This window comes from Alteromonas sp. CyTr2 (genome assembly GCF_947311905.1).
Classification (GTDB): domain Bacteria; phylum Pseudomonadota; class Gammaproteobacteria; order Enterobacterales; family Alteromonadaceae; genus Alteromonas; species Alteromonas macleodii.
Window position 1 is genome coordinate 1 of sequence record NZ_CAMZMZ010000014.1, and the last position, 24,529, is coordinate 24,529.

General features: G+C 46.1%; 21 protein-coding genes, 1 pseudogene and 1 riboswitch. Of the genes and pseudogenes, 11 read left to right on the top strand and 11 right to left on the bottom strand.

Annotated elements, in window-relative coordinates:
- Positions 1–60: 60 nt before the first annotated feature.
- The gene (locus QME20_RS09495) at positions 61–1,731 is read right to left on the bottom strand and encodes a TonB-dependent receptor (RefSeq protein WP_281715839.1); all 1,671 of its coding nucleotides are present in this window, start codon (positions 1,729–1,731) and stop codon (positions 61–63) included.
- A gap of 319 nt (positions 1,732–2,050) precedes the next feature.
- On the opposite strand from QME20_RS09495, the pseudogene QME20_RS09500 reads away from it, so the two are divergent.
- Positions 2,051–2,254 (top strand): annotated as a pseudogene (locus QME20_RS09500) (hypothetical protein); the annotation flags it as partial.
- Positions 2,255–2,262: 8 nt separating this feature from the next.
- Here QME20_RS09500 and QME20_RS09505 read toward each other — a convergent pair.
- Positions 2,263–2,820 (bottom strand): manganese efflux pump MntP family protein, encoded by a 558-nt coding sequence (locus QME20_RS09505; protein ID WP_049588156.1) that lies wholly within the window; start codon positions 2,818–2,820, stop codon positions 2,263–2,265.
- Between the two features lie 53 nt (positions 2,821–2,873).
- Positions 2,874–3,000, bottom strand: a riboswitch (yybP-ykoY riboswitch).
- 350 nt (positions 3,001–3,350) lie between these two features.
- Between QME20_RS09505 and QME20_RS09510 the strand changes: the two genes are divergently transcribed.
- Positions 3,351–3,908, top strand: a complete 558-nt coding sequence (locus QME20_RS09510; RefSeq protein WP_049588154.1) for a DUF1439 domain-containing protein — start codon at positions 3,351–3,353, stop codon at positions 3,906–3,908.
- A 123-nt stretch (positions 3,909–4,031) separates the two neighbouring features.
- On the opposite strand, the gene QME20_RS09515 is transcribed toward QME20_RS09510, so the two are convergent.
- Both QME20_RS09515 and QME20_RS09520 read right to left on the bottom strand, forming a co-directional pair.
- Positions 4,032–5,447, bottom strand: coding sequence for an MBL fold metallo-hydrolase (locus tag QME20_RS09515; RefSeq protein ID WP_281715840.1), 1,416 nt, complete (start codon positions 5,445–5,447; stop codon positions 4,032–4,034).
- An 11-nt stretch (positions 5,448–5,458) separates the two neighbouring features.
- On the bottom strand, positions 5,459–7,123 hold the full coding sequence (locus QME20_RS09520) for a Na/Pi symporter (RefSeq protein ID WP_281715841.1): 1,665 nt from the start codon (positions 7,121–7,123) through the stop codon (positions 5,459–5,461).
- Between the two features lie 346 nt (positions 7,124–7,469).
- On the opposite strand from QME20_RS09520, the gene QME20_RS09525 reads away from it, so the two are divergent.
- The gene (locus tag QME20_RS09525) at positions 7,470–9,173 is read left to right on the top strand and encodes a protein adenylyltransferase SelO family protein (protein WP_281715842.1); all 1,704 of its coding nucleotides are present in this window, start codon (positions 7,470–7,472) and stop codon (positions 9,171–9,173) included.
- 26 nt (positions 9,174–9,199) lie between these two features.
- Here the strand turns inward: QME20_RS09525 and QME20_RS09530 are convergent, their stop codons facing one another.
- From QME20_RS09530 to QME20_RS09545, 4 genes are all read right to left on the bottom strand, one after another.
- Complete coding sequence (locus tag QME20_RS09530) at positions 9,200–10,405, bottom strand: Xaa-Pro peptidase family protein (protein WP_061487004.1); 1,206 nt, start codon at positions 10,403–10,405, stop codon at positions 9,200–9,202.
- 197 nt (positions 10,406–10,602) lie between these two features.
- On the bottom strand, positions 10,603–11,721 hold the full coding sequence (locus tag QME20_RS09535; RefSeq protein ID WP_187447322.1) for an adenosylhomocysteinase: 1,119 nt from the start codon (positions 11,719–11,721) through the stop codon (positions 10,603–10,605).
- Between the two features lie 105 nt (positions 11,722–11,826).
- Complete coding sequence (locus tag QME20_RS09540) at positions 11,827–12,210, bottom strand: GGDEF domain-containing protein (RefSeq protein ID WP_049588467.1); 384 nt, start codon at positions 12,208–12,210, stop codon at positions 11,827–11,829.
- Entirely contained in the window at positions 12,189–12,455 is a 267-nt protein-coding gene (locus QME20_RS09545; protein WP_049588468.1) for a hypothetical protein, read from the bottom strand. Before QME20_RS09545 ends, QME20_RS09540 begins: the two co-directional genes overlap by 22 nt.
- 184 nt (positions 12,456–12,639) lie before the next feature.
- Here QME20_RS09545 and QME20_RS09550 point away from each other — a divergent pair, with 184 nt between their 5' ends.
- Positions 12,640–13,572 (top strand): AEC family transporter, encoded by a 933-nt coding sequence (locus QME20_RS09550; protein ID WP_049588469.1) that lies wholly within the window; start codon positions 12,640–12,642, stop codon positions 13,570–13,572.
- A gap of 144 nt (positions 13,573–13,716) precedes the next feature.
- Here the strand turns inward: QME20_RS09550 and pedF are convergent, their stop codons facing one another.
- From pedF to QME20_RS09565, 3 genes are all read right to left on the bottom strand, one after another.
- On the bottom strand, positions 13,717–14,214 hold the full coding sequence (pedF, locus tag QME20_RS09555; RefSeq protein ID WP_014950662.1) for a cytochrome c-550 PedF: 498 nt from the start codon (positions 14,212–14,214) through the stop codon (positions 13,717–13,719).
- 295 nt (positions 14,215–14,509) lie between these two features.
- Positions 14,510–16,297 (bottom strand): PQQ-dependent methanol/ethanol family dehydrogenase, encoded by a 1,788-nt coding sequence (locus QME20_RS09560; protein ID WP_239246624.1) that lies wholly within the window; start codon positions 16,295–16,297, stop codon positions 14,510–14,512.
- 294 nt (positions 16,298–16,591) lie between these two features.
- Positions 16,592–17,500 (bottom strand): ABC transporter substrate-binding protein, encoded by a 909-nt coding sequence (locus QME20_RS09565; protein ID WP_187447320.1) that lies wholly within the window; start codon positions 17,498–17,500, stop codon positions 16,592–16,594.
- 184 nt (positions 17,501–17,684) lie between these two features.
- Here QME20_RS09565 and QME20_RS09570 point away from each other — a divergent pair, with 184 nt between their 5' ends.
- The 7 genes from QME20_RS09570 (at position 17,685) to pqqB (ending at position 24,528) form a co-directional block, all read left to right on the top strand.
- A complete protein-coding gene (locus tag QME20_RS09570) occupies positions 17,685–19,034 on the top strand; it encodes an ABC transporter substrate-binding protein (RefSeq protein ID WP_281715843.1) in 1,350 nt (449 codons plus the stop codon).
- On the top strand, positions 19,031–20,008 hold the full coding sequence (locus QME20_RS09575) for a PQQ-dependent catabolism-associated beta-propeller protein (RefSeq protein WP_281715844.1): 978 nt from the start codon (positions 19,031–19,033) through the stop codon (positions 20,006–20,008). Before QME20_RS09570 ends, QME20_RS09575 begins: the two co-directional genes overlap by 4 nt.
- Entirely contained in the window at positions 19,999–20,721 is a 723-nt protein-coding gene (locus QME20_RS09580; RefSeq protein ID WP_281715845.1) for an ATP-binding cassette domain-containing protein, read from the top strand. The genes QME20_RS09575 and QME20_RS09580 overlap by 10 nt, the downstream gene beginning before the upstream one ends.
- On the top strand, positions 20,721–21,503 hold the full coding sequence (locus tag QME20_RS09585; RefSeq protein WP_049588477.1) for an ABC transporter permease: 783 nt from the start codon (positions 20,721–20,723) through the stop codon (positions 21,501–21,503). Before QME20_RS09580 ends, QME20_RS09585 begins: the two co-directional genes overlap by 1 nt.
- Positions 21,500–23,359, top strand: coding sequence for a leucyl aminopeptidase (locus tag QME20_RS09590; RefSeq protein WP_281715846.1), 1,860 nt, complete (start codon positions 21,500–21,502; stop codon positions 23,357–23,359). Before QME20_RS09585 ends, QME20_RS09590 begins: the two co-directional genes overlap by 4 nt.
- Before the next feature lie 104 nt (positions 23,360–23,463).
- Positions 23,464–23,535, top strand: a complete 72-nt coding sequence (pqqA, locus tag QME20_RS09595; RefSeq protein WP_071953288.1) for a pyrroloquinoline quinone precursor peptide PqqA — start codon at positions 23,464–23,466, stop codon at positions 23,533–23,535.
- Between the two features lie 72 nt (positions 23,536–23,607).
- Positions 23,608–24,528, top strand: a complete 921-nt coding sequence (pqqB, locus tag QME20_RS09600) for a pyrroloquinoline quinone biosynthesis protein PqqB (RefSeq protein WP_014950672.1) — start codon at positions 23,608–23,610, stop codon at positions 24,526–24,528.
- The last annotated feature ends 1 nt before the right edge of the window (position 24,529 follow it).

Below are 24,529 nucleotides of genomic sequence, written 5' to 3' on the forward strand. Positions count from 1 at the left end.
TTCCGGCCATTTACTTTCTCCAGCTAAAGTTCAATTATATCCTTAACTGGACTGGTCAACTCAATTAAACCACCTCATATCAGTTGCAAACCACACTACCCCTAGGGTTGCGCGATGCGGCGGATAGTTAAGCGCGTAAAAGCTCGCGTCTACCTCGTCAATTCGGTAGTCTTCAGACTTATCTAAATAGGTATAGCTGGCAACTACATCTGCGCTATCAAAGCGTTTAATGGCAATTACCTCAACACCCAGGGTTTCGATATCAACGGGGTTTGCACTGCGTGCTGAAGTAGCGTCGAAGCTATATGTCCAATCTGTCAGCTCGTTATCCCAGCGATAGAATACAGCGGTATCAACTTTGAAAGACGTTTTATCAAATGACGCCCCAAACTCTAGGTTTTTGCTGACTTCTCGCTGTAACTGATTGTTACTTCTAAACAGACCGCTTGTGGTGCTGCCGCCTACAGCAGTGTAGCCAGCCACCTGCGTCGCCTCTGCATACGAAAGATAGAGTGTACGCGAGGCATTATTACCTGTTTGGGTCAGCCAGCTAATATCGCCCACAAAAGACAGTCGGTCGTCGTCGCGATTTGTATCGTCAAACGCCCCACCTAAACGAACGGTAAGCGATTCATTGCTGTTCAACTGAGTTCGATACTCGGGCACTAGGCTTATTTTGTAGTAGTCGCGAGAGGTGAAATTGTTCTCTAGTGTGGTTGACGTGATGTCGTCTGCAGTAAGCTGTGCTGCGTAGTTAATACCGAATTCTTGCGAAACATTATGAGTACCGGAAAATGCCAATGACTTCACTTGGGTTTCATGAAACGCCTGAAACGCTTCAGGATTTTCACGTGAGAATACGTAATGGTCGTCATTCTCTCTGTAGTAAGCAGAGACCTCAAAGGTATTTTTCATGCTCTCTTCGCCGTAGCGCTGTTTGTGATTTAGCATGACCAAACGGGTTTGAATGTCTTCTGTCTCGTTTACATTAAAAGGCGTGTACAAGTTAGGCCAGCCAAAAAATTTTTGCTGAAAGCCATAAAACACGTCGGTTTGTGAGTCATTACTTGCCAGCTGAATACGCCCTGACGCGCGTTCGAAATTATGATCGCCATTAGCAATAGTGCCATCACTTTCAGAGCGAGAATACTCCCCTTCAATCCCAACAGACCAACCGGGTAAATCACTAAGCGCGTGCTTTACTGCACCGTGTACACGCTGCAAATTGAAGTTGTTATTACCTATTCCCACTGACACACTGCCTGCTGTTTGGATGGGACGCCAGCCATAAGACACGGTACCTACGGAGCTATTTACGCCGTAAAGCGCGTTATCGACGCCCGTGAAAATACTCGGCTTCGTCAACATTTCTGGCGCAATAGGAATCTCGGCGAAATAGTGCCCCGTTTGCGGGTCGATCAGCGTTGCGCTTCCTATGCGAAAACCCGTGTTTTCGAATATACCGCCGCGAATAGTCACGTCAGCCTGCGCTTCTGCCATGTTTCTTGATTGCAAATCGACTCGCGGATCGTACTCTAAGTTAGATATAGGTGAATTAAACGTCCCTACCGGCTTGTTGTTCGCCGTCGCCGCCCCTTCAATCGTAATTTTTTCTACGCCTTTTTCGTTGCTGTTCACGCCAGAGTTAGCGTTTGATGAATCAACACTTTCAGCGGCCATGGCGGTAAAAGGTAAAGTACAAAAGAGCAAAGGTAGGATTGTGTGACGCATTCAGTGTCCTAGTTAAAAATTTAGGTTCAGCCTGCAGGCAAGAGTAATAAAAACGCGAAGTGTATAGCATTAGTAGACCGAGGAAAACGCTGCGCAGGTGAGTTTAGACCAGTAAGTTTATTTTTACCCACAGCTCTGCACATTTCCATTTATCAATACAAACAGCCTGTATGTATCTGTAGCAGCTCGCAATAATCATCAATCTCACCTTATTGTCTGCTTACCCTCCTTGCTAAAAGAAACGAGATAACATAACATTCGCGACCTCTACAAAACCTGCCAAAGATACGTAATATCTTGCTTATGCTTGACCTTAAAAGAAGGGATCACGCGCTTCATTGATGCGCTAGATTTTGTGCCCACCATTGTTAGACAAAACAACTCTGGCGGCATGTTCGATAGCTTTGCGAGCCGAAGTTTTTCTGGCGATGAAAATAACCCATCGGGATATTTAATAAACGGCTTCAACGTGCGTGGCTATAGCGGTAATAGAAGCACGGTTAACGTTCAAACCACAAAGATCAACACGCTCTAGAGCGTGTGACTCACAAAGATCCAAGTACCAACCGAAACAAGCACAATGCCACCAAATGTCTCTGCTCGCTTACCTATCAATGTTCCCATAACACTGCCCAACATAATGCCAATAGTTACCATCGAAAAAGTGGCTATCCCAATTAACGTCGCAGCAATAGCAATATTCACCTCAATTAGCGCGAGACTTGCACCCACTGCCATTGCGTCGATGCTTGTGCCTAACGCAGTAATACACAATAAAATAAAGGATTGTTTTTGAGACGTCGACTCTTCTTCGGCAGGTTTCAGGCTCTCGAGTACCATATGAATACCTAAACCAGAAAGAATGATTAGCGCAATCCAATGATCCCATGCTTCAACGTATGAAGACGCCGCGCGACCAATGAACCAGCCTATAAATGGGGTTGTTGCCTCTATCAGTCCGAACAAAAGGCCAATTTTGAGGGCAAAACTTAAACGAGGGCGATTGATTTTGACACCTTTGCCTATCGCGGCGGCAAACGCATCTGTTGACATAGCAAAGGCTAGCAAGATAAGAGCGAAGATACTCATAGTTTTAGAACTCCGGTCAGGCTAATTGAGTCCACGACAAATCCACAAGCCTGACCTTTAAGCGTGGACTTATCGATGGTCTCGCCAACCAAGAGGTGTCTGTACCATGGTAATGTGACCAATTATGTTGATACAAACTTTTCCATTTGAAACGGAAATAGGCTACTCCCCAACCGAGGGCCCTACGTTAATATAGCCGCTATAAACTGATCAAGTTGATTGCGACAAACTGCCCAACTTGAGATATAAATGACACCATGGTCACGCTCTTTCGATTGCACATATCCCAACAGTGGTCATACACTCAATTTTATTAAGTGTCGGCAACCAAGTATTTTTTCCAGCGTTACGCTTTGCGCCTCTCCCCTACTCATGGACTCCCTGAATAAGCCGTTGTCTTAGCGAGTTAACGATTTCATTGTTCATCTCTTTCCTCTGCCCGTACAATAGAGGCACTTCGTTGTTGCAGCGCCAGTATTTCCGGCTCGCACTGTATAATTCGACAACTCATTGCTAAAAGAGACTTTTTTATGAGAATTCTACTTTCCATTGCCTTCGTTGCCATTCTTGCAGGCTGCGCTACTCTCTCTCAACTGGCGGTTTACACTGTATCTAATGCCGAGTTAGAACAAGTGCTTGATAGCCAAGTGAGTAAATTGCAAAAGCAAACGTCACTTGCTGGTATTCCTCTTTATTTAGACGTGGAAGATATGACAGCTACCATAGGCCCAGATGGCAGAGACGTGGTTCAGCTAGGCACTATTGCCACTGCCCGTATTAGTGCATTTGGGTTGAACTACCCTGCAAAAGTGAGTCTAGCTTTGGAAGGCACGCCTTATTACGACAGTGAAGAAAAAGCGATTTTTGTGCGCTCATTGTCTCTTCTTGATAGCACAATTGATGCTGGCGGCTTTAAAGGTAATTTAGCCCCTGTAAGTGGCGAATTCATGCAGCTCATCAACGGCTATTTGGCCTCAAATCCAGTGTATCGGCTAGATCCTGCGAACAAAGCAGTAAGCATGCTTTCAACGGTGCCAATGCAGCTCACCGTTGAAGAAGGTAAATTAAGGTTAAGCGCTAAGCCTTAACACTATTGGCAATGCCAATGTAAAACAGTGGATTGCTGCTGGCTATACCGCAGACGACTGGCAGGTGCGCGTAAACGTAAACAACCTGTTTTGAGGGCGCTTTTTATTTTTTACGTCTAGTCTCTAGAATCTTATTGTTTCTTCGAAATGCGGAATAAACGCATTCCATCCTTTTTCTTTAATGGCACTTTGCAATGTATGTTTAGCACCTTCCTCTCCGTGGATTAAGTAAATCTTGGGCAGCGTATTGAAGTGCGACAACCAGTCAATTAGCTGTTCTTGACTAGCGTGTGCTGAAAACCCACCTAACGTGTGGATTTGTGCGCGAACGGCAATATCCTCCCCCGCCATTTTTACATGTGTGGCTCCATCGATTATCTTACGTCCCGGCGTCCCCATTGCCTGAAAGCCGACAAAAACTACATGGGACTGTTTACGCCATAAATTTTGTTTTAAATGGTGTCGAATACGCCCACCGTTGCACATACCGCTGCCCGCAATGATTATGGCACCGCTAACCACTTTGTTAAGCGCAATCGACTCTTCTGTTGATGTGGTATAGCTTAATATGGGCAACAATGAATGTAAGCTCTGATTTTGGCTATGAACGCGCTCGGCACTATCGGAAATAGCATCGAGATCTTCTTCGTTATAAACATCTTGGTAGCGGTGATAAATTTCAGTGACCGCAATCGCCATTGGGCTGTCTAAAAACACCCGCTGCTGCGCTAATTTGCCTTGTTGATATAGCTCACCTAATCGAAATATGATCTCTTGGGTGCGCCCTACCGCAAATGATGGAATAAGAATGTTTCCGCCGTTTTCACTGGCTTGTAAAATAACCTGTTCAAACTCATCTAGGGTGGCTTCCATTGAACGATGGTTGCGATCGCCATAGGTAGACTCTAAAAGTACGATATCCGCTTCTTCTATTATATCCGGATCGCGAAGTAACGCGGCTTGCGAATTACCGAGATCGCCAGAAAAGACTAACTTTTTAACGTCACCGTTTTCAGTGATACATATCTCTACTATCGCCGAGCCAAGAATATGCCCGGCGTCAGCAAAATTAAGCTCAACGTCTTGGGTTATTTTACGTTTGGTGTAATAGCGAATGGGTATGCACTGCTTTAACACGCCATCAACTTCTTCTTTGCGATATAATGGTTCGATAAGGGGTTTACCCGAACGCTGACGACGTTTATTTTCCCATTCTGCGTCTCGTTCCTGTAAAGACGCAGCATCTTTTAACAAAACTTCAATGAGATCGGCGGTCGGCCGAGTCATATAGATTGGGCCGCTATAGCCCTCTCTTAGTAAAATAGGCAAACGGCCAGAATGATCAAGGTGTGCATGAGACAATATCACCGCATCAAGCTGGCTGACATCCACGGGCAAGGGTTCGTGGTTTTTTGCTTCTTCATCTCGCCTGCCTTGATATAACCCGCAATCGAGCAACAAGGTGCTGTGCGCTGTCTTAAGCAAATGCATTGACCCTGTCACCCCTTCAACTGCGCCTAAAAAGGTAAGTGTTGCCATAGTATGCTCCTTTAATCACCTTCCACGTTTTGTTGACTATCACCGTGCGTTGAATTTGCCGTGGTAATGCTGTCCTCGACCTGCTGAATGCGGCTAAACACTTTGATCCACATGTGCACAATTTGTAAAAGAAATTCCATACACTCGGTAGCGTCTGTCATTTGGCTAATGGAAATATCACCTTGCGTTGCCTCCAGTACCAGCGCTGATTTCAGTGTATGGTGCTCTTTATCAAGTAAATCGAATTGAACGTTTAACGCGTCGCTGCTATCAAATTGTCTCCAACGCACCATTTTCATGAACTCGTTGGTGACCGATAAATAGTTGGTAAATTGCCCTTCAAGCATTGGTTGAGCGAGCACCTCTCGACGCCTACTCAGTGCTGAAATGGCTTCGGCTTTTTGTGCGTTCGATAACATGTAGTGCTCTACTCGCATAAGCGATGCCAACGCTTCGGTAGTTTGTTCACTTAAGGCTTCGCGCTCTACTTCAACAATAAACTGCGAAATATGCTGACAGAGCGTTTCAACACTCTTTAAATCGTTTTCAACAACCGTTATTTCGCTGCTTTGTTGGGAAAGCAATTTGGGGTAAACGCTTAAGAAGCGGTCTGATACTGATAGTAACTCTAGGATGAGCGCGTTCACTGCCAAATCGGGAGTTTGAGCAATGTTTTTATCTAAGTGCTTGGGCTTCGACGCCTTTTCTTCTAACGATACAAAACGTCGCTCGAGAAAGCTTGTTAGCCAGTCGTTCAGGGGCAAAATAAGCGCCACTCCCAGCAGGTTAAACAAGGTATGAAAGATAGCAAGTGTAATGCCCGGAGCAGCTTCTAAGTCGGCAACAGCGGTTATCCAATTAATAAAGGCAAATAGTAGGGGTAAAACCAAGGCAGCCACAATGGCGGTAGTAACGTTAAAAATAACCTGTGCCGTTGCCACTCGCTTAGCACTGGATGTGGCGCCAATAGAGGCGAATAGAGCGGTAGACGTAGTGCCAATATTTGCTCCAATTACCATTGCACCCGCGGCATAAATGCCCACCATTCCAGAGGTCGCCGCGGTAATAGTTAAAGCGATGGATGCACTAGATGACTGAGTTAGCACTGTCATAATGAAGCCAATAACTAAATACATCAGAAAGCCTTCAATACCAGAGGCTTGAAACTGACTGAGATCGAAGGTGCTCACGATTCCTTCAAAGGCGGTTTTTAAACTGTCAATCCCCACAAAAAACAAACCGAACCCAGCAATCGCAATACCCAGTGATGCTAATCGACTGTTGGGTTTCAGTAGTTTTAGAATCATGCCTACACCAATCATAGGCAATGCAACGGCTTGAATATTTAGTTTAAAACCCACTAAGGCAACAAGCCACCCGGTCATGGTTGTACCTATGTTTGCACCGTAAACAATGCCCAGTGCATGGCGCATGCTAAGAAGACCAGCATTAACAAAGCCTAACGATGCCACAGTTACCGCGCTTGAAGACTGGACTAAAGCGGTCATCGCCGCGCCTGACAACACACCTCTAAATGGCGTTTTACTCCACTTAGCAAGTAACGTTCGTAAAGCGTTTCCTGCCGCTAGTTTAAGCCCGTCGGTCATCATGCCAATGGCTAGCAAGAAAAGCCCCAAGCCACCAATAATATTGCCAATCAGTACGATACTATCCATCTACCACCTTCTTTGTCTGTTAATCGCTTATCGAACGTAATTCGTAATACACTCGCTACATCTAGGCATTCGTTAGGCGGGTGTGGCATATAATGCCCCCACACCGGTGACCAATTTGTAAAGCAGAATGCTACGCACTGAACAAGCGGTGCTATGCATTCAACAAGCGCTGTATGCCTGCATAAAAGTGTAGATAAGAGTACAATGGGCGTAACTTGCATTGTTTGTTCTTGGTCAAACAATAAAGAAAAGTTACTGCGCTTGGCGCTGTAAGTCGGCAAGTCTATGTTCCCGAAGGCACGTGGCAGATCAGTAACGGGCGGCTAGTATGAAAAAGGTGATGGAAGTGACAGATCGTATCAAAACACTAGATGAATTCGCAAAGTACGTAGATTACTCTTTGCTGAATACCCTTACCCCAGACCCGCAGTCGACGTGCGATGGTGACGACCATAACCCGCGCCAAGTGTTTTCAGGTCACTATGTGCCAGTTACTCCGACCCCATTAACTGCACCGACGTACGTTGCTCATAGCGAAACGCTGTTTGCCGAATTAGGCTTAGACGATAGCTTGGCAACATCTAAAGATTTCACCCAGCTGTTCTCAGGGGACATGTCGGATGTACCTGCTCCAATGAAGCCCTTCGGCTGGGCAACCGGCTACGCACTTTCTATTTACGGTACGGAGTACACACAGCAGTGCCCGTTTAGAACAGGTAACGGCTACGGCGACGGCAGAGCAATTTCTATCGTTGAAGCAGTATTAAACGGCAAGCGTTGGGAAATGCAGTTAAAAGGTGCGGGTCGCACGCCTTATAGTCGCGGCGCAGACGGGCGCGCCGTATTGCGCTCAAGCGTGCGCGAATTTTTAGTGCAAGAACACATGCATGCGCTTGGCATTCCGACCTCACGTTCGCTGAGCTTGTTTATGTCTGAATCAAACACGGTAGACAGGCCGTGGTATCGCGAAGGGTCTCATTCCTATGAACCTGAAGTGATGGTAGAAAATATAACGGCTATTTCTACCCGCGTGGCGCCCTCCTTTTTGCGCGTAGGCCAAATAGAGCTTTTTGCTAGGCGAGCTCGCTGTAACGAACACAGCGAAGCGTTAAACGAACTAGAAGCCATTGTTAAGCACCTTATTGAGCGAGAGTACTCAAGTGAAATTGACACAACCACGTTGTTTGAAGAGCAATTGGTAACGCTGGCTGCACTATTTCGAGACCGGCTAACGCGTCTTGTTTCTGGTTGGGTTCGCGTCGGTTATTGCCAGGGCAATTTTAATAGCGATAACTGCGCCGCAGGAGGCTTTACGCTGGATTATGGACCATTCGGCTTTTGTGAATTTTTTGAAGCAGACTACCAACCTTGGACAGGCGGCGGTCGTCACTTCTCGTTTTTAAACCAGCCCATTGCTGCGCAAAAGAACTTTGATATGTTCTGTCGCTCACTGATGCCGCTACTTGAAGGCAACAGTGAACAGCTCTCTAAGCTTAACGAGATCAACGACGGTTTTTCTGGCGTGATGGAACGCGCCATGGAGAGTATGTGGGCAACAAAGCTTGGCATTGCCAGCTACAACCACGACTTGCTGATTAAGCTGCTGCAATTAATGCTGCGCACAGGCGTGGACTACAATCTGTTTTTCCGAGAGCTATCGTCAATGCCTGAAGATATGGCGAGCTTGACGAAAAGCTTTTACTACCCGCCTAAAGCAGAGGTCATGACAGAATGGGAAGCATGGCTACAAACGTGGCGTGAGCGCATTGAAAAGGACGCCGAAACACAAGGTGATGTTACAAACGCTATTGCTGCTACCGCAGAGCATATGCGCAAAGCGAACCCTAAATTCACATGGCGCGAATGGTTAATTGTGCCTGCCTATAAAGCCGCAGAGAAAGGTGACTTTACGCCAATTCACGAACTTCAGAAGATACTTACTGCGCCTTATGATGAGCAATCAAAAGAGGTAGAGAATAAGTACTACCAGCTGCGCCCACTTGAATTTTTCAGTGCGGGCGGAGTCGCTCACTACAGCTGCTCTTCGTAACAAAGAGCAGCTTCATTTTAGTTTACTTACAAAGAGTCAATCGATTCGCTAGGCTCAGTAAACCACACCGGGCCATCTTCGGTCATATAAAAGTGATCTTCTAAGCGAATACCGAACTCGTTTGGTACTACGATCATAGGTTCGTTACTAAAACACATACCAGATGCTAGCGGGTGAGGATTGTCTTTCACCAAATAAGGCCATTCGTGAATATCCATGCCTATGCCGTGCCCGGTTCGATGAGGCAAACCTGGTAAGTTATAGTCTGGTCCTAAGCCATCTTTAGCTAAGCTGTCTCGCGCGGCTTTATCCACATCGCCACAGGAAACACCAACTTTTGCAGCGTTAAATGCGGCAAGCTGCGCGCGTTTTTCGCTTTCCCATAATGCTCTTTGCTTATCGGTTGGCTCACCAAAACAATAGGTTCTCGTGATATCAGAGAGATAGCCGTGCACCTTACAGCCAGTATCAATCAATACTAAGTCATTTTTCTTTAAAACTTGAGGGTCTTTAACGCCGTGGGGAAACGAGGTGGCTTTTCCAAAAAGTACAATGCAAAAATAGTTACCAGTGGCCCCCACTTTCTTATGTGCATCGTTAATAAATGCTTCAACTTCAGTAGTAGTAATACCTTCATAAAGCATACTGGCAGTCGCTTTATGCACAGCAAGTGTCATGTCCATAGCGCGTTGAATAAGCGCTAGTTCATTGTTAGATTTGTGCATGCGACAGTGTGCTGTTACCTCAGCACCATTAATAATTTGCCAAGATTGGCCAAGCATCTTATTCAAACCATCTACGATAAAAAACTGGGTCGACTCATCCACACCCAGCTTATCGCCTCCAGCGGTATTTAGTTTATCTAGCATAGCTATGACAAGCGCATATGGGCTCTCGTGCTCTTGCCAGCCAATTATGTTGCCTTCCACTAATTTGCGTTCGTTTAAAGAGTCGATCTCAAAGGTAGGAGCTAGATATACAACGTCACCCTTTGCAGGCAAAAGCGCACCGACTAAACGCTCACTGGCGTACCACTGCATACCTGTAAAATACGCTAAGTTAGTACCCGCGTTTAAGTAGAGCGCACCAATGCCATTTTCCTGCATATAATGCTGCGCCTTGGCAATTCGGGCTTTGTATTCAGAGAGTTCTATGGGGCGCAGATCGCCTGTCATGTTGGCAAGGCTATCTAAAGCCTGCTGTGGTGTTTTTGTACCTATTATTTTACCCATTTTTTTCGTCCCTACACTGGCGCAAGACTGATTGCCTGTTGGAATGGTCATCAGCCCGCCTTAAATATGAATTTATTAAAACGGGCTCACTGTACAACATTCAATAGAAATGTCGAGATAAGCAGAGATGGCTAGACCTTTTGTACAGCTTGTACAGCGTACCTAAAGATAAACACTCGCTTATGACTCGCTGTGCTTCACAGTGCACTTTTCCACGCAGCCTCTGGTAGCAAGTACAAGCCTTTTTCGCTTTTTGCGCCTTCATTCACGATATAGCCGATACCCGCCGCCATAACGGCCAAAGTTACGTCGAAGGCATTGATGCTGTCACCATAGCCCGCAGTTAAGTTAAACATAGAGCCATCGGCTAGAAGATACAGTGTTTTATCGCCCAGTTTATAGGCATTTACATAAGGCATTGGCTCACTGTGAGTAGCGTTGTTTTTAAGGTAAGGCACATCAATTTCTTGGGCTACATGGCCTACATTTAAAATAAATGTTCCGTCTTTCATGTTGTCTAGATGACTCGAATTCACCACGCCATACGCACCAGTTGCAGTGGCAATAACATCAGCCTGGCTAGCCGCTTCATTTAAATCAACCACTGGCCAGCCGTCGTACTTCGCTTGAAGCGCTCTTGCTGGATCAAGTTCTGCAACTTGAACTTGTGCCCCAAACGCTTTAGCCGAGGCAGCAACGCCCTGCCCTACCAGACCATAACCAATAACAACTACTACTTGTTCGTGCAGGGTTAGATGAGTGGTTTGGAAGAAGGTTTGCCATGCGCTTAAGCCCACCATGTGCCTGTTGTGAAGCCCTTCTTTTACCGGCAAATCATCCCAGTTAAATATTGGATAGTTTGGCGCCATACCATTTAAACGGTTAATGCCAGAGCCCGTTGCTTCTAAGCCCGATACAATGCTCGGTACTGGTTTATTTGCTTTTATATTTTCGTGAAGTCGAGTTGTCAGATCTGCGCCCATTTCACACAAATGGGTAGGCTGCCACGCCAGCGCTTTATCGAATGACTCAGACCAGTCAGCCTCGCTCATATCACGCCATGCATGGGCCGTTGCGCCTTTATCAACAAGGTAAGACACCACGTCATCTTGCACTGTAGTGGGGTTACACGTGGTAAGAAAAATGTCGCATCCTCGTGAAAGTAGCCCTTCAACCAAAGGCGCCATTTTCAAATCTAAATGCATGTTGCAAGCAAGTTTAACGTTCGACAGATCGGGAAGTGATGCAATGGCATTACGAGTGCGCGGCATATGAAGGCTAGCCCACGCCAACTCTGCTTGAAAATCTTGGTACATGAAAAGGATACTCTGAGAAAATGAAAAGCAGAATCATACGTGAGAATGCTGTATTTATAAATCAGCTAGATACTTCCCTTTATTTCTCCTATTGGTTATTTCCTCTTATTCTGAATCTTCCTCCCAAATCACCACTTTGTTTCGACCTTTTGCTTTCGCTAGGTACAAGGCTTGGTCTGACTGTTTAATGAGAACATTTATATCCTCTTCGCCTGGCGAGGTTCCTGCCACACCTATACTTACTGTCACTCGTATGAATTTGTTGATGTCGTGGGTGAAAAGGTGTACGCGGAGATTCTTGGCAATTTGCTTGGCGTAATGCACCCGAGTATGGGGCAAAAATACCAAAAACTCTTCTCCGCCCCAGCGAAAGGTAATGTCAGAGCCCCTAACTTGCCCTTTAATTTCTTCAGCGACTTTTATTGGGCTATTTTTAGCAATATGAGTAACAAGAACACTATATGAATCTAATTCAACAGCCCCCCCCAAACCGTGTTACCAGTGAGCCCATAACGAACGCGCCCATTAGTATTTTTTATAAGTGTATTCTGCTGATATTTAGTCAGGATGTCTTCAGCAGTAAGCTGACTACCTTCCTCGTAATACATCCACAGCTTGTCGTTAACTAACTGCATTTTATCTAAAGACGCAGTACTTTTAGCGTAAGCGTGAGAGAGCCCGCCCCACAAGCAATTAACTATTACAAAACCAACAAATAAAAGAAGTGCTTTCATACATCAATTCTTTTGAATAGGGGCTTTTGAACACAGGGCTAGCTTTTGTATCGGCACCCCTTTCTTATATAAATATTAAGTTACGCTTATCAAAACCGTTTGTGAATAGGTTAAATTCATCAATATTCTACAAATGCGTTTTTGTGTTGTTTCGTTTCCACATGTAAAGGCTTACGTATCTTTTATGCTTAGTTTTATTACCAGCACGCTGATTCCTGTTTTGATCCTTCTGTTAATGGGATGGCTATTTTTTCGCATTAAATGGCTCAATGAAGGGTTTATAGAAGCTGGATCTAAACTGGTATTTAACGTTGCGCTCCCTGCGCTGTTATTTTTATCGATAGCGCGAGCAGACTTTTCTAAAGCCGCCAACCTATCGCTGATAGGCGTTGGGGTTATGGGCACGCTCATTGTTTTTGCCGCTCTGATGATTACCTCTCATCTGACCGTACATCCGTACAAAGCCAGAGGTGTGGTTGTACAAGGCGGTTTCAGAGCCAATATGGGCATTATTGGCCTTGCTTATTGTGCCAATACCTATGGGCAAGAAGGGCTTGCTGTAGCCTCGGTCTATATGGGGTGTATTACTATATTGTTTAACGTATTGTCTGTCTTTGTTCTTAATTTTTATCAAGGCGCGTCGCGTTCTTTATTGGGTCAAGTTACTGGCATGGCGAAAAACCCGCTAATTCTTTCTATCGCGGCAGCGCTCCCCTTCTCTTACTTCGAATGGCAATTGCCCACCACCTTGATAAAAACCGGTGAATACTTTGCGCAGCTAACACTGCCACTTGCACTTATTTGTACCGGTGCTTCCCTACAGTTCCGCTCATTCTCCAGTGACTGGTTTAACATTGTGCTTAGCACAACCAGTAAATGCGTGGTTTATCCCACTATATTAGTCGCGTTTGCCTATGCTTTTGGATTTAGAGGTATGGAGCTGGGCATTGTTCTTCTTCTCGCCATTTCACCTACTGCTGCAGCAAGCTATGTCATGGTTAGAAACTTAGGCGGTGATTATCGTTTGGCGGCAAGTATCATCGCAGTGAGCACATTGGCATCTTTGCCTATTACCGCCCTCGCCTTTGGAATATTAAGTAAACTACAGCTAGTGTGATGAAAATATGTCTTTGTTAAGCACATTTTAAGTTTATAAACAGTGAAGAGTGAGGCTATTGATGTGTTGTTAGACGTTATTGGAAACGAAAAGCGCCGGGTAACTCGACGTTAACCCGGCGAAAAAGGCGTAACAGACGTCGCCCTAATCTGCTTCTATCTCACCCTCTTCAATAGCCACAACGCGACGTGCTTCAACGTAGGTTTTAATAGCCCAAAGTGTCTCTTGGTCTAAGATAGGATCGGTTTGACCTTCAGGAATGCCGCCAAGTGCAGGCATGCCTTTCGCCGAGCCAAAACGCAAGCGCTCAACGAACCATTCGTCGTCTTCAAAGCTTTCTGGGTCGAGTTCACGAAGGTCTGGGTTTATTCCGCCAGACTGCGCGTGCAAGCCGTGACAACCTGCACAGTTATTTGCATAAGCGGACTCACCAAACTTGATGACCTTCGTTTTGGTTTCTTCATCAAGGCTTCGATATGGGTTTTCAAACACCCAGCCATTTTCAGACTCATCGCCATCAGTGATTGGCGGCATAGCTGAGCTATCTGCTCCTTGAGGGATAACATTTCCATGTGCAAGCACGTGGCCAGACAAGCCAGTTACCACGAGTGCCGCAAACAACATCGATATTTTTGTTTTCATAATTCGTACATCCTCAAAAGACTATGAATTAAGTATACGTACGAGGAAATAAGGGGTAACTCTACTTTGGTTTTGAAAGGCTCCTCCTTTGGTAGGAGGCCACAATGATAGCCACTGAAAGCGCAAGCTTTACAATAGCTGCTTCAACGTTAGTGCTAAAGTCAGAGTCGAAATAACGCCCATAAGAATGATGAAGACTTACCTTGCCAACAGGTAAATGAATAGGTGAAGAAAAAAAGGCCAGCGCACCTAGGCGCTGGCCATGTATTAATCACTGTTTACTGCTCAGCTAAGGTTAGTTTTTTGCCACCTGCTGATAGCGCTTGGGCAATTTAAACGTCCACACGGTGCCGCCTTGGTTGAAGTGCTTCACACGTTTAGCAACTTCACCGCCCCATAATGGCACTGCGCCGCCCCATCCTGATAGTACAGAGATGTACTGCTCACCATCCATCTCCCATGTCACTGGAGAGCCAACAATACCTGAGCCAGTTTGGAACTTGTAAACCATTTCGCCGGTTTTGTCGTCAAAGGCCATCAGATAACCTTCAGGGTTACCGGTCCAAACCAAACCACCACCTGTGGTTAACACGCCGCCCCAAAGTGGAGAGAAGTTGTTGTAGCGCCAAACGGTTTTACCTGTTTTAGGGTCAATCGCTTTAAGTACGCCGATAAAGTCCTCATTCACTGATTTGATGGTGAAACCAGCACCTAGGTACGCTGCACCTTTCTTGTAAGAGGTAGGCTCGTTCCAGATATCCATTTCCCATTCGTTTGAAGGCACATAAAAGAGTTCAGTATCCTTTGAATAGGCCATTGGCATCCAGTTTTTACCACCTAAGAACGCAGGGCGAGCGACAACCTGTGCACCTTGTTTACCATCAGCTGATTGCGCTGGGCTTCCTGGGCGATTTTCTTCAATGTAGATAGGTCGACCTTTTTCATCCAGTCCCTTTGCCCAGTTTAATTTATCAACAAACGGGAAGCCGCGAATGAAGTCACCGTTTTCGCGGTTAAGGACGTAGAAAAAGCCGTTTCTGTCGGCGGTTGCCGCCGCTTTCACTGTCTTGCCGTTTTCCTGGTAGTCAAACGAGATAAGCTCGTTTACGCCATCGAAGTCCCAGCCATCGTGTGGTGTGGTTTGGAAGTGCCACACAATTTTTCCTGTATTAGGGTCGATAGCTAAGCGCGACGACGAGAAGTAGTTATCGCCCGGACGTAGGTGAGAGTTCCACGGTGCAGGGTTACCCGTACCGAAAAATAGCAAGCCTGTATCTGAGTCGTAAGTACCACCTAGCCACGTTGCTGCACCACCGGTTTTCCATAAATCAGCAGGCCATGTTTTACCTGGCGCGCCACCTGAAATACCATTTTCGGTTTTCTTACCGTCTTTCCATATGTACCCCATGTGCCCTTCAACGGTAGGTCTAACCCATAGCTGTTTGCCAGACTTCGCGTCGTAAGCATACACTTTACCGACGATCCCGAACTCACCACCGGAAATCCCTGTAATGACTTTTCCGTCAACTACAATAGGCGCTGCAGTAATGGCGTAGCCCGCTCGATAGTCTTCAACCTTTTTCTTCCAAACGGTTTTGCCCGTGTCTTTATCCAGTGCTACTAACTTGGCATCCAAGGTGCCAAATATGACCAGATTATCGTAAAGCGCAACGCCACGGTTTATCACGTCACAGCAAGGCATAATGCCGTCTGGCAAACGCGCTTCATATTGCCATAGCTCTTCACCAGTTCTCGCATCGATGGCCCACACACGAGAGTAAGATCCGGTTACATACATCACACCATCTTTTACCAGAGGCTGCGATTCTTGACCCCGCTGCTTTTCACCACCTAATGAAAACGCCCACACAGGACGTACTTCTTCTACTGTATCGCGGTTAATGGCGGTTAGCGGGCTATAGCGCTGAGCTTTCAAGCCCATTCCATACGTCACTACGTCGTCAGTGGTAACGTGGTCATTTTGAATATCTTTGTCGGTGACAACAGCATGGACAGGAGTTAACGCACTTGCACAAACCAGCATAGATAGGGCAAGTTTTTTAATTGGCATATTATTATTCATAACGGTTCCTAGTTGCATGTAGGCCATAAATGGTCTGTTTCAGACTATTCGTTAGGATTAGCATAGCTAGGGGGGATGTCGATGCCTATGCAACAGCGGAGTGATTTGACTCCTCCTTTAGGAGGAGGAATGAAGGGCTATTTTCCCTTTTGTTTAACACCTTTACGCTTTCACTTCTTTTTAAAGTAATGCGTTCTTCCAATACTGATAGCAGTGCTTAAGATAATAAAGCTGATAGCCACAGAAGTATTGCCCAAAGTGCTTTCGTTCTGAACGCTGTTGTTCAGAGTGCGCTTATTCTGAAAGCTCTTGCCCCGCAAAATAGGGCGGCATCTCATAAATGGTTTTGTATTTCTCAAATAACCGTTGCATATCACCCTCTACCACCATTCGCGTAATTACGTCACCAATTTCATAGCCTAGCGCGCGATAATTAGTATGAACAGCAAGTCCTATATCCCACTTTTGCTTTCCAATAAGCGGAAACGCGTTGCTTGCAAGGCGATATTGCTCATTATCGACAAACTGACTGAGGTAGGATATTTGCGAGCGCAATCCCATTACCGCTTCGACGGTTCCTGCTTTCATTGCGTCAATCGCTTCTGCGTTTGAACCATAGTGCGATGTTTTTTCTCGCAATCGGCCGCCAAACGCTGACGTTAAGTAAAAGTGGGGAATGCTGTCTATTTCCGCCCCAATCGTGTGATACTGAAACATGCCCATGGTTTCCACTTCGGGCAAGGTTTGCGTGTTGTGAATGATTTGCCAGCTTTCACGCTGATAGGGGGCAAACATATGAACGAGCTCATTAACCAACAAGCCCACGTCGTCACGTTTTTGAGAAAAACTGGGGTCGTAAGGCGCGCGCATCATCACATCAGCCTTAATGCGATGAATTATATGGCCCTTCCATAGGTAATTTCTGAAATCGTCCTCTGTCGTTTCACCTGGTGTCATCCATATCAGTTCTAGCTCAACACCAAGGGCGCTCGCGATTTCACGGGCGATATCAATATCAATACCTGTGGGGCTGTCGTTTTCAATAAATGAAAATGGAGGATAGTCGGTGTACACCGCAATTCTAATTAAACCGCTGTCTTTAATATCGTCTAACGATCTTGCTTCCCCGAACGCAGAAAGCGCAGAACCCGTTATCAGGCAGAGTAAAATGAAAATAACTCGAAAAGGTTTAACTAACTGCACAGCTTACCCACTTATTCAATCGAACTTCTTAAGCATACTAAGGGGTTAGCGTGATTTTACTAATGCTACTTTAGCGCCATAGCATTCCTCCTTTAGGAGGATGTTCTTCGGGAAAATTGCCATATACCCTTATGTCAGACAAACAGATATCAGCAAAAGCATGCAGCTGAGCTCGGGGTGGTATATGGCAAAGGGTGTAAAAAGCACGGTTGAAAGACGATTAACCGGTAAGCGTTATCAAAAGTGTGTAGCGTCACTTTTTTGCTGCGTTCTGTTGTCGTTTTTAAACAGCGCGCTCGCGTTTAATGAAGCGCAACCTTCACGTACTCAACAAGCTGCACCACAGGCCTCTTTTGCCACTATTGTGGTCATTTACATAAAAGTTGCGGGCACATCTCCACCAGGCACACCAGACTATTTAAAGTCCCCCAGCAATGAGGGGACAGCTGGCGCAAGTGTGGCGATAGAGGATGCCAATATCACGGGAAAATTTCTTGGTTATCAGTTTGAGTTAACTGAAATCAGTGTGCCTTCTATCGGCGAACTGCAAGCTTCTTTAGCTAAAACACGTAAGCACTCTGGTTCAAGTGCTAACACAAATCACAAAGAAATAAGCAGCAATCAGCAAGGCAACATTGCACCCGTTGTACTACTGGACATGCGAAGCAGTGATAAGGTAAAGGCTGCCTCAATTGAGCAGTTGATTGCCAATATTCAAAGCACGCTTCCTAATGCCGTATTTTTTAACGTAGCTAATAGCGATGATTTGCTGAGACAAAATTCATGTCGCCTGCCCTTGTTTCATACAATCCCCAGTTATCAGATGAAAGCCGACGCGCTAGCCCAGTGGTTTCGCACTAAGCGTATTGACGAGATATTTGCAGTTTACGGAAAAACCGCTGACGATGCTGCATACCTAGCCGCGTTTAAACGCAGCGCTAAAAAATTCAAGCTTTCACTTGTTGAAACTAAACAGTGGCAGGACAGTTTTGATTTACGCAGGGCTGCCTTTGCTGAAATTCCTCAATTTACGCGAACAACCGAAACCTATCAGGCTGTTTTTACCGCCGATAGCGCGGCGCAATTCGCGTATAGCCTACCCTTTAACACCTATTATCCCGTACCTGTGGTAGGTGCTGCCGGCCTAAAAGCTCTAGGTTGGCATTTTACCCACGAACAATGGGGCGCCCGTCAGCTTCAAAGCCGTTTTAACGACGGGTTTAACAGACACATGAATGAAGTCGACTTCGCCGCGTATCTTGCGGTAACGGCGGTGGCAAATGCTGCGCAGCAAGGAAGCGATTTAACGCAGCAGGGAATACTTAAAACCTTGCTTAGCGACCACTACACGCTGGGTGCCTATAAAGGCCGCCCTCTTTCTATTCGCCCCTACACCCACCAATTTCGTCAGCCTATTGCGCTGGCCCACGAAGACGCATTGGTGACTCATGCGCCCCTTGAAGGCTTTTTGCACCAAACCAACGAACTGGACACATTAGGCGCAACACACACTACCTGTAAGGACAAGTTATGAGCTATCGCTTTGCACTCTTGCTTGGCAGTTTAATGGCAAGCTTTGCACTTCCTCAAGCCTTTGCACTTCCTCAGGCGTATGTCACTAACGAAAAAGACAACACGCTATCTGTCATTGATATGACGACATTTGATGTGGTTGAAACTATCGAGGTTGGAGAGCGACCCCGAGGGTTTATTTTAAGTGCAGACCAGTCCCACGCGTATATCTGTGCCTCTGATGCTGATCGCATTCAAATTATGGATTTGTCTACCCATTCCATAGTGGGCGATCTTCCCTCAGGTGCAGATCCTGAAACCATAGCATTACATCCTAACGGCACCACTATTTACACAGCTAATGAAGACGATGCCCTTCTTACTGTTATCGACATTCCAACGGCTCAGGTCATTTCTCAGATAGATGTAGGCGTAGAGCCTGAGGGGCTGGCTGTGAGTCACGACGGCAGCATGATGGTAGTCACATCAGAAACCACTAACATGGTGCACTGGATAGATACCAAAACGCACGAAAATATTGCAAATAGCTTGGTTGACGCAAGACCCAGAGATGCTCACTTTACCAGAGATGACAAGTACCTTTGGGTAAGCTCGGAAATAGGTGGAACCGTTAGTATTTTCGAAACTGCTACTAAGCAAAAAGTGAAGACCCTTTCCTTTGCCATTAAAGGCGTTTATCGCGACAAGGTTCAGCCAGTGGGTATTGTGCTTATGAAAGATAAACCCTACGCCTTCGTGGCGCTTGGCCCAGCGAATCGCATAGCGGTCATCAATACCGATACCTTTGAAGTGGAAGACTACATTTTGGTTGGGCGACGAGTGTGGCAATTAGCGTTTAATCAAGATCAGTCTTTATTGCTGACCACTAACGGTGTGAGCGGTGATGTTTCTGTCATCAATACCCACTCGTTAAACGTAGAGCATACGGTAAAAGTGGGGCGTTACCCTTGGGGCGTGGCGGTTAAATGGAAATAGCGGTTCAGGCGGTTTCACATCAGTACGGCAGCCACAACGCGCTGGACAATATAAGCCTTTGCCTAAAACCAGGCTTAACCATGCTGCTTGGGCCAAATGGCGCAGGCAAAAGTACCTTATTTGCGCTTATTACGGGCCTTCAAAAACTCACGCAAGGCAGCATTACCTTTGATGGTGCTACCCTGTCTCAATCTCGCACATGTATTATGGCGAAAATGGGCGTGGTATTTCAGCAAAGTACCTTAGATATCGACTTATCAGTAAAACAAAATTTGTCCTACTTTGCTTCGCTCCACGGCATAAATACTACTAGCGCGCTATCTCATATTCAAGGCCTGCTCGACGAGCTCGATCTTACGAGTAAGCTCAACACAAAAATAAGAAACTTAAATGGCGGGCACAGACGTCGGGTCGAGTTAGCTCGCTGCCTTATTCACAAGCCATCCTTGCTGCTACTAGACGAGCCTACTGTTGGCTTAGATATAGAATCCCGTCATCTTATTTTGCGGGTAGTACAAGCACTCGCACATTCCCAAAACGTAAGTGTACTATGGGCCACGCATTTATTTGAAGAAGTGAAGCCCAACAACAACTTGATAGTCTTATCAAAAGGACGAGTGTTAGCCCACGACCAATGTGAAGCCTTGTTAGCCAAGTATCATCAACAAGATATTGAGCACCTTTGGCAGCATTTGATGCAGGAAGGCTCCTGATGTATTGGCGCTGTTTTGTGGGCGTACTTACCCGAGAGATGCTGAAGTTCTGGCAGCAACGTACACGCCTGTTAAGTGCATTGGTGCGCCCGCTGCTTTGGCTATTTGTTTTTGCCGCAGGGTTTCGTTCGGCCCTCGGTCTTTCAATGACCGAGCCTTACGAGAGTTATATTTTGTACGAAGAGTACATTGTACCTGGGCTTGCCGCCATGATTGTGCTTTTTAATAGTATGCAAAGTTCATTGTCCATGGTGTACGACAGAGAAATGGGCAGCATGAAAGTACTGCTGTTAAGCCCGGTTCCCCGCCCTTTTCTGCTAGGCAGCAAGCTTATAGCCAACACCTTGGTAAGCGCTATTCAGGTGTACATCTTCTTTGCCTTTGCGCTTTTACTGGATGTACGCCTATCTGCGTTGGGATACGTTTATGCGTTGCCTGTTATTGCGCTACTGTCATTGTTTTTAGGTTCGTTAGGACTATTACTGGCAAACTATATTAAGCAGCTAGAGAACTTTGCCGGGGTCATGAATTTTGTCATTTTCCCGTTGTTCTTTCTATCAAGCGCCCTATACCCGCTTTGGAAAATGCGTGAGGCCAGCGAATGGCTGTATCAGATTTGCGCCTTTAACCCCTTTAGTAGCGGCGTAGAATTACTGCGATTTGCGCTCTATGAAAAACTCGAACACAACGCGCTAGCCGTTGTACTTTGTCTTACGGCTATCACTTTTATTTTGGCTGTTAGAAGCTTTCGCCCCAAAGCCTCAAAAGGGCGCTTCTCGTGATAAAAGCAAACCTAACCTGGGCTAATGAAAGCAATAAAGTTGAAACGTTAGACGATAGTGACTGCTTACTTATTTTAACTACGCCCGAGTTATTAGCGAGCCAACTCTTTCACTTTTCAACACCCGCTAAGACATACATTGAGCAGGTTTTTGACGATGAAGGTTTTGCAGGAAATAAAGGCCAATGTGTATTAGTACAAGGCCTTAAGGCGTTTAAAACAAGTTACATCTCAGACACTGAAAACAGCGGAAAAAACAAAATTAGCCAACAATTAGCTGAAGTAAAACGGGTACTGTTTTATGGTGTCGATTTTGCGCTTTTTGAAGCGTCAGATGCACCCAACGTCTCTAGCTGTGCCTCGACTTTATCTAAAACTAATGACCCTTCCATGGTTAACCGCTCAAGCTACGCTAGCGATTCAAACTCCGCGTTTTATTCGAAAAGCACTAGTGACTTGAAGCAAACTAACGCGCCAGCATTTCGCTACTTAGAACAGCAGTTCGATGCATTGTTTAAAAAGCTTAAAAGCTTGTCGGTAACCTTGGAAAAGCTGGCGTTAATGGCGCTTTCTACCACTGAAACAGTAAGCAGCGACCCTGTTAACACCATTGCGAGCCACTCGCAGTTTCTGAGTGCGCTACTTAGAAGCAATTTCAAGCACGGCTATCACTTTAAGGGCTATAAGACGAATAATCGTTCGGTTTCTAGCAGTCGAGCCCGCGACGACAACAACAACGCAAATAGTGTTGAAAAAAACGCCGCAACTAATGAAGCAATTAACCAAGCAACTGATATTAGGGGCACGCTGTCTCTTGCATTAGATGCCAAGCATTTTAATAAAGCACAAAAGCGTCTCGTTTCACACACTATCCGCTATGAATCAGCCCTGAATGCCGCGATGACGTGGGCTAAAGATCTCGCCCACATGCCAGCCAACTTATGTACGCCAGATTATCTGGCCGAACAAGCTCTGCATCTGGCGCAAACCTTTAATACGGTGTCTTGCGATATCCTCAATGAAAGTGCGCTAAAGCAGTTAGGCATGAACGGGTATTTAGCGGTAAATGCAGGTTCACAGTTTGCTGCCACCATGCCTATTCTTCGCTATACAGCCAAAGGTTTAGAGAATTCACCGCCGGTAGTGTTAATCGGCAAAGGCGTAACGTTTGACAGCGGCGGCATAACGTTAAAACGCAGCCCTGATATGCGCCATATGATTTACGACATGGCAGGCGCTGGCTGTGTATTGGGCGTCATTCAGGCGGTTGCCACGCTGGGGTTAAATATAAATATTATTGGTATTGTGGCGAGCGCCGATAATGCGATTGATGGCAAAGCCTATCGCCCGGGTGACATTATCACTATGCACTCAGGAAAAACCGTGGAAGTCATGAGCACCGATGCAGAAGGGCGTATGCTTATGGCCGATGCAATCAGCTACGCGAAACAGTTCACCCCCTCGGTTATTATTGATATTGCAACCCTAACCGGCGCGGCCATTAGCGCACTGGGGCACAAAGCCACTGCGCTTTTTAGCAACGCTCCAGCGCTTGAAAGTGCGTTAGTTGAAGCGGGTGAACTGGCTAACGACAGGTGCTGGCCTTTCCCGCTTTGGCCAGAATATCAAGACGCCATTACCTCTCAGCACGCGGATATGATGAATACGGGTATAAACTCTCCCGGTGCTATTTCGGCAGGCTGCTTTCTCTCTCGCTTTGCTGACGGCACCCCGTGGGCTCACCTCGATGTGGCAGGAACCGCTTTTACCTACACCAAATTTTTATCGGCAACCGGCCGCCCTATTCCTCTGCTGTTATCTTACTTAAGCAGCTGTGCTATCAAAAATCATCAATAAATCATCAAAATTCATGACAGTTCTCCTCCCTTAGGAGGATATCTGTTAACACATATTCAACATATACTCAGTCATGCGTTTAATCATAAAGAAGAGGAACAATTATGTGGACTAAACCCCAATACACAGAAATGCGCCTTGGTTTTGAAGTAACTCTTTACATCAATAACCGCTAGGCAACGCCCTCTGGGATGATGAACAAAAAGGCTGCCGACGCAGCCTTTTTTTACTTGTAGTATGGAGTTGTTATGCACGTATTGATTCTTGGTGCTGCCGCCGGGGGTGGATTTCCGCAATGGAACTGCCACTGCCCCAATTGTAAGGGTTTACGCGAAGGTAAAATAAAGGCGAAAGGCAGAACACAGTCGAGCATTGCTGTCAGTAGCGATGGTAAAAATTGGGTTCTCATTAATGCCTCCCCCGATTTAAGGGAGCAGATAAATAGCCATCCGCAGCTGTGGCCCGACGCCCATGTTTCTCGCGGCACACGCATAAGCGCAATTGTGCTTACCGACAGTCAAATAGATCATACTACAGGCCTGCTAACATTGCGCGAAGGCTTACCCCTTCCCGTTTATTGTACCGATGTTGTGGCCGAAGACCTAACCACCAGCTTCCCGCTTTTTACCGTATTAAAACACTGGCACGGCGGACTACAACAGCATTCAATTAATACCGATTATCATCAACGCTTTGTACCAAAGGGGGCAGAAGGCCTGACTTTCCAACCCGTGGTATTAGAGTCTAATGCGCCCCCTTACTCGACGTATCGCGACAACATTGTGCCGGGCAACAATATCGGCCTGAAGATAACTGACGACACCACGGGCAACGTGCTTTTTTACGCGCCGGGATGTATGCAGGCAAACGACACAGTAAAACAGGTGATGCGCGAATCTCACTGCGTGCTATTTGACGGTACGCTGTGGGCCAATGAAGAAATGATAGATCACGGCTTTAGCAACAAGCTGGGCACTGATATGGGACACATGCCGGTTAATGGAAAGGGCGGAGCCATTGCGCTGCTAAATGAATTTAACGTTGAGCGTAAAGTACTTATTCATATCAACAACACTAATCGCGTGCTTGACGAAGACTCCAGTGCTTATCACAGCCTGTGTGAGCAAGGCATTGAATTGGCTTACGACGGTATGGAAATTGAGGTGTAGT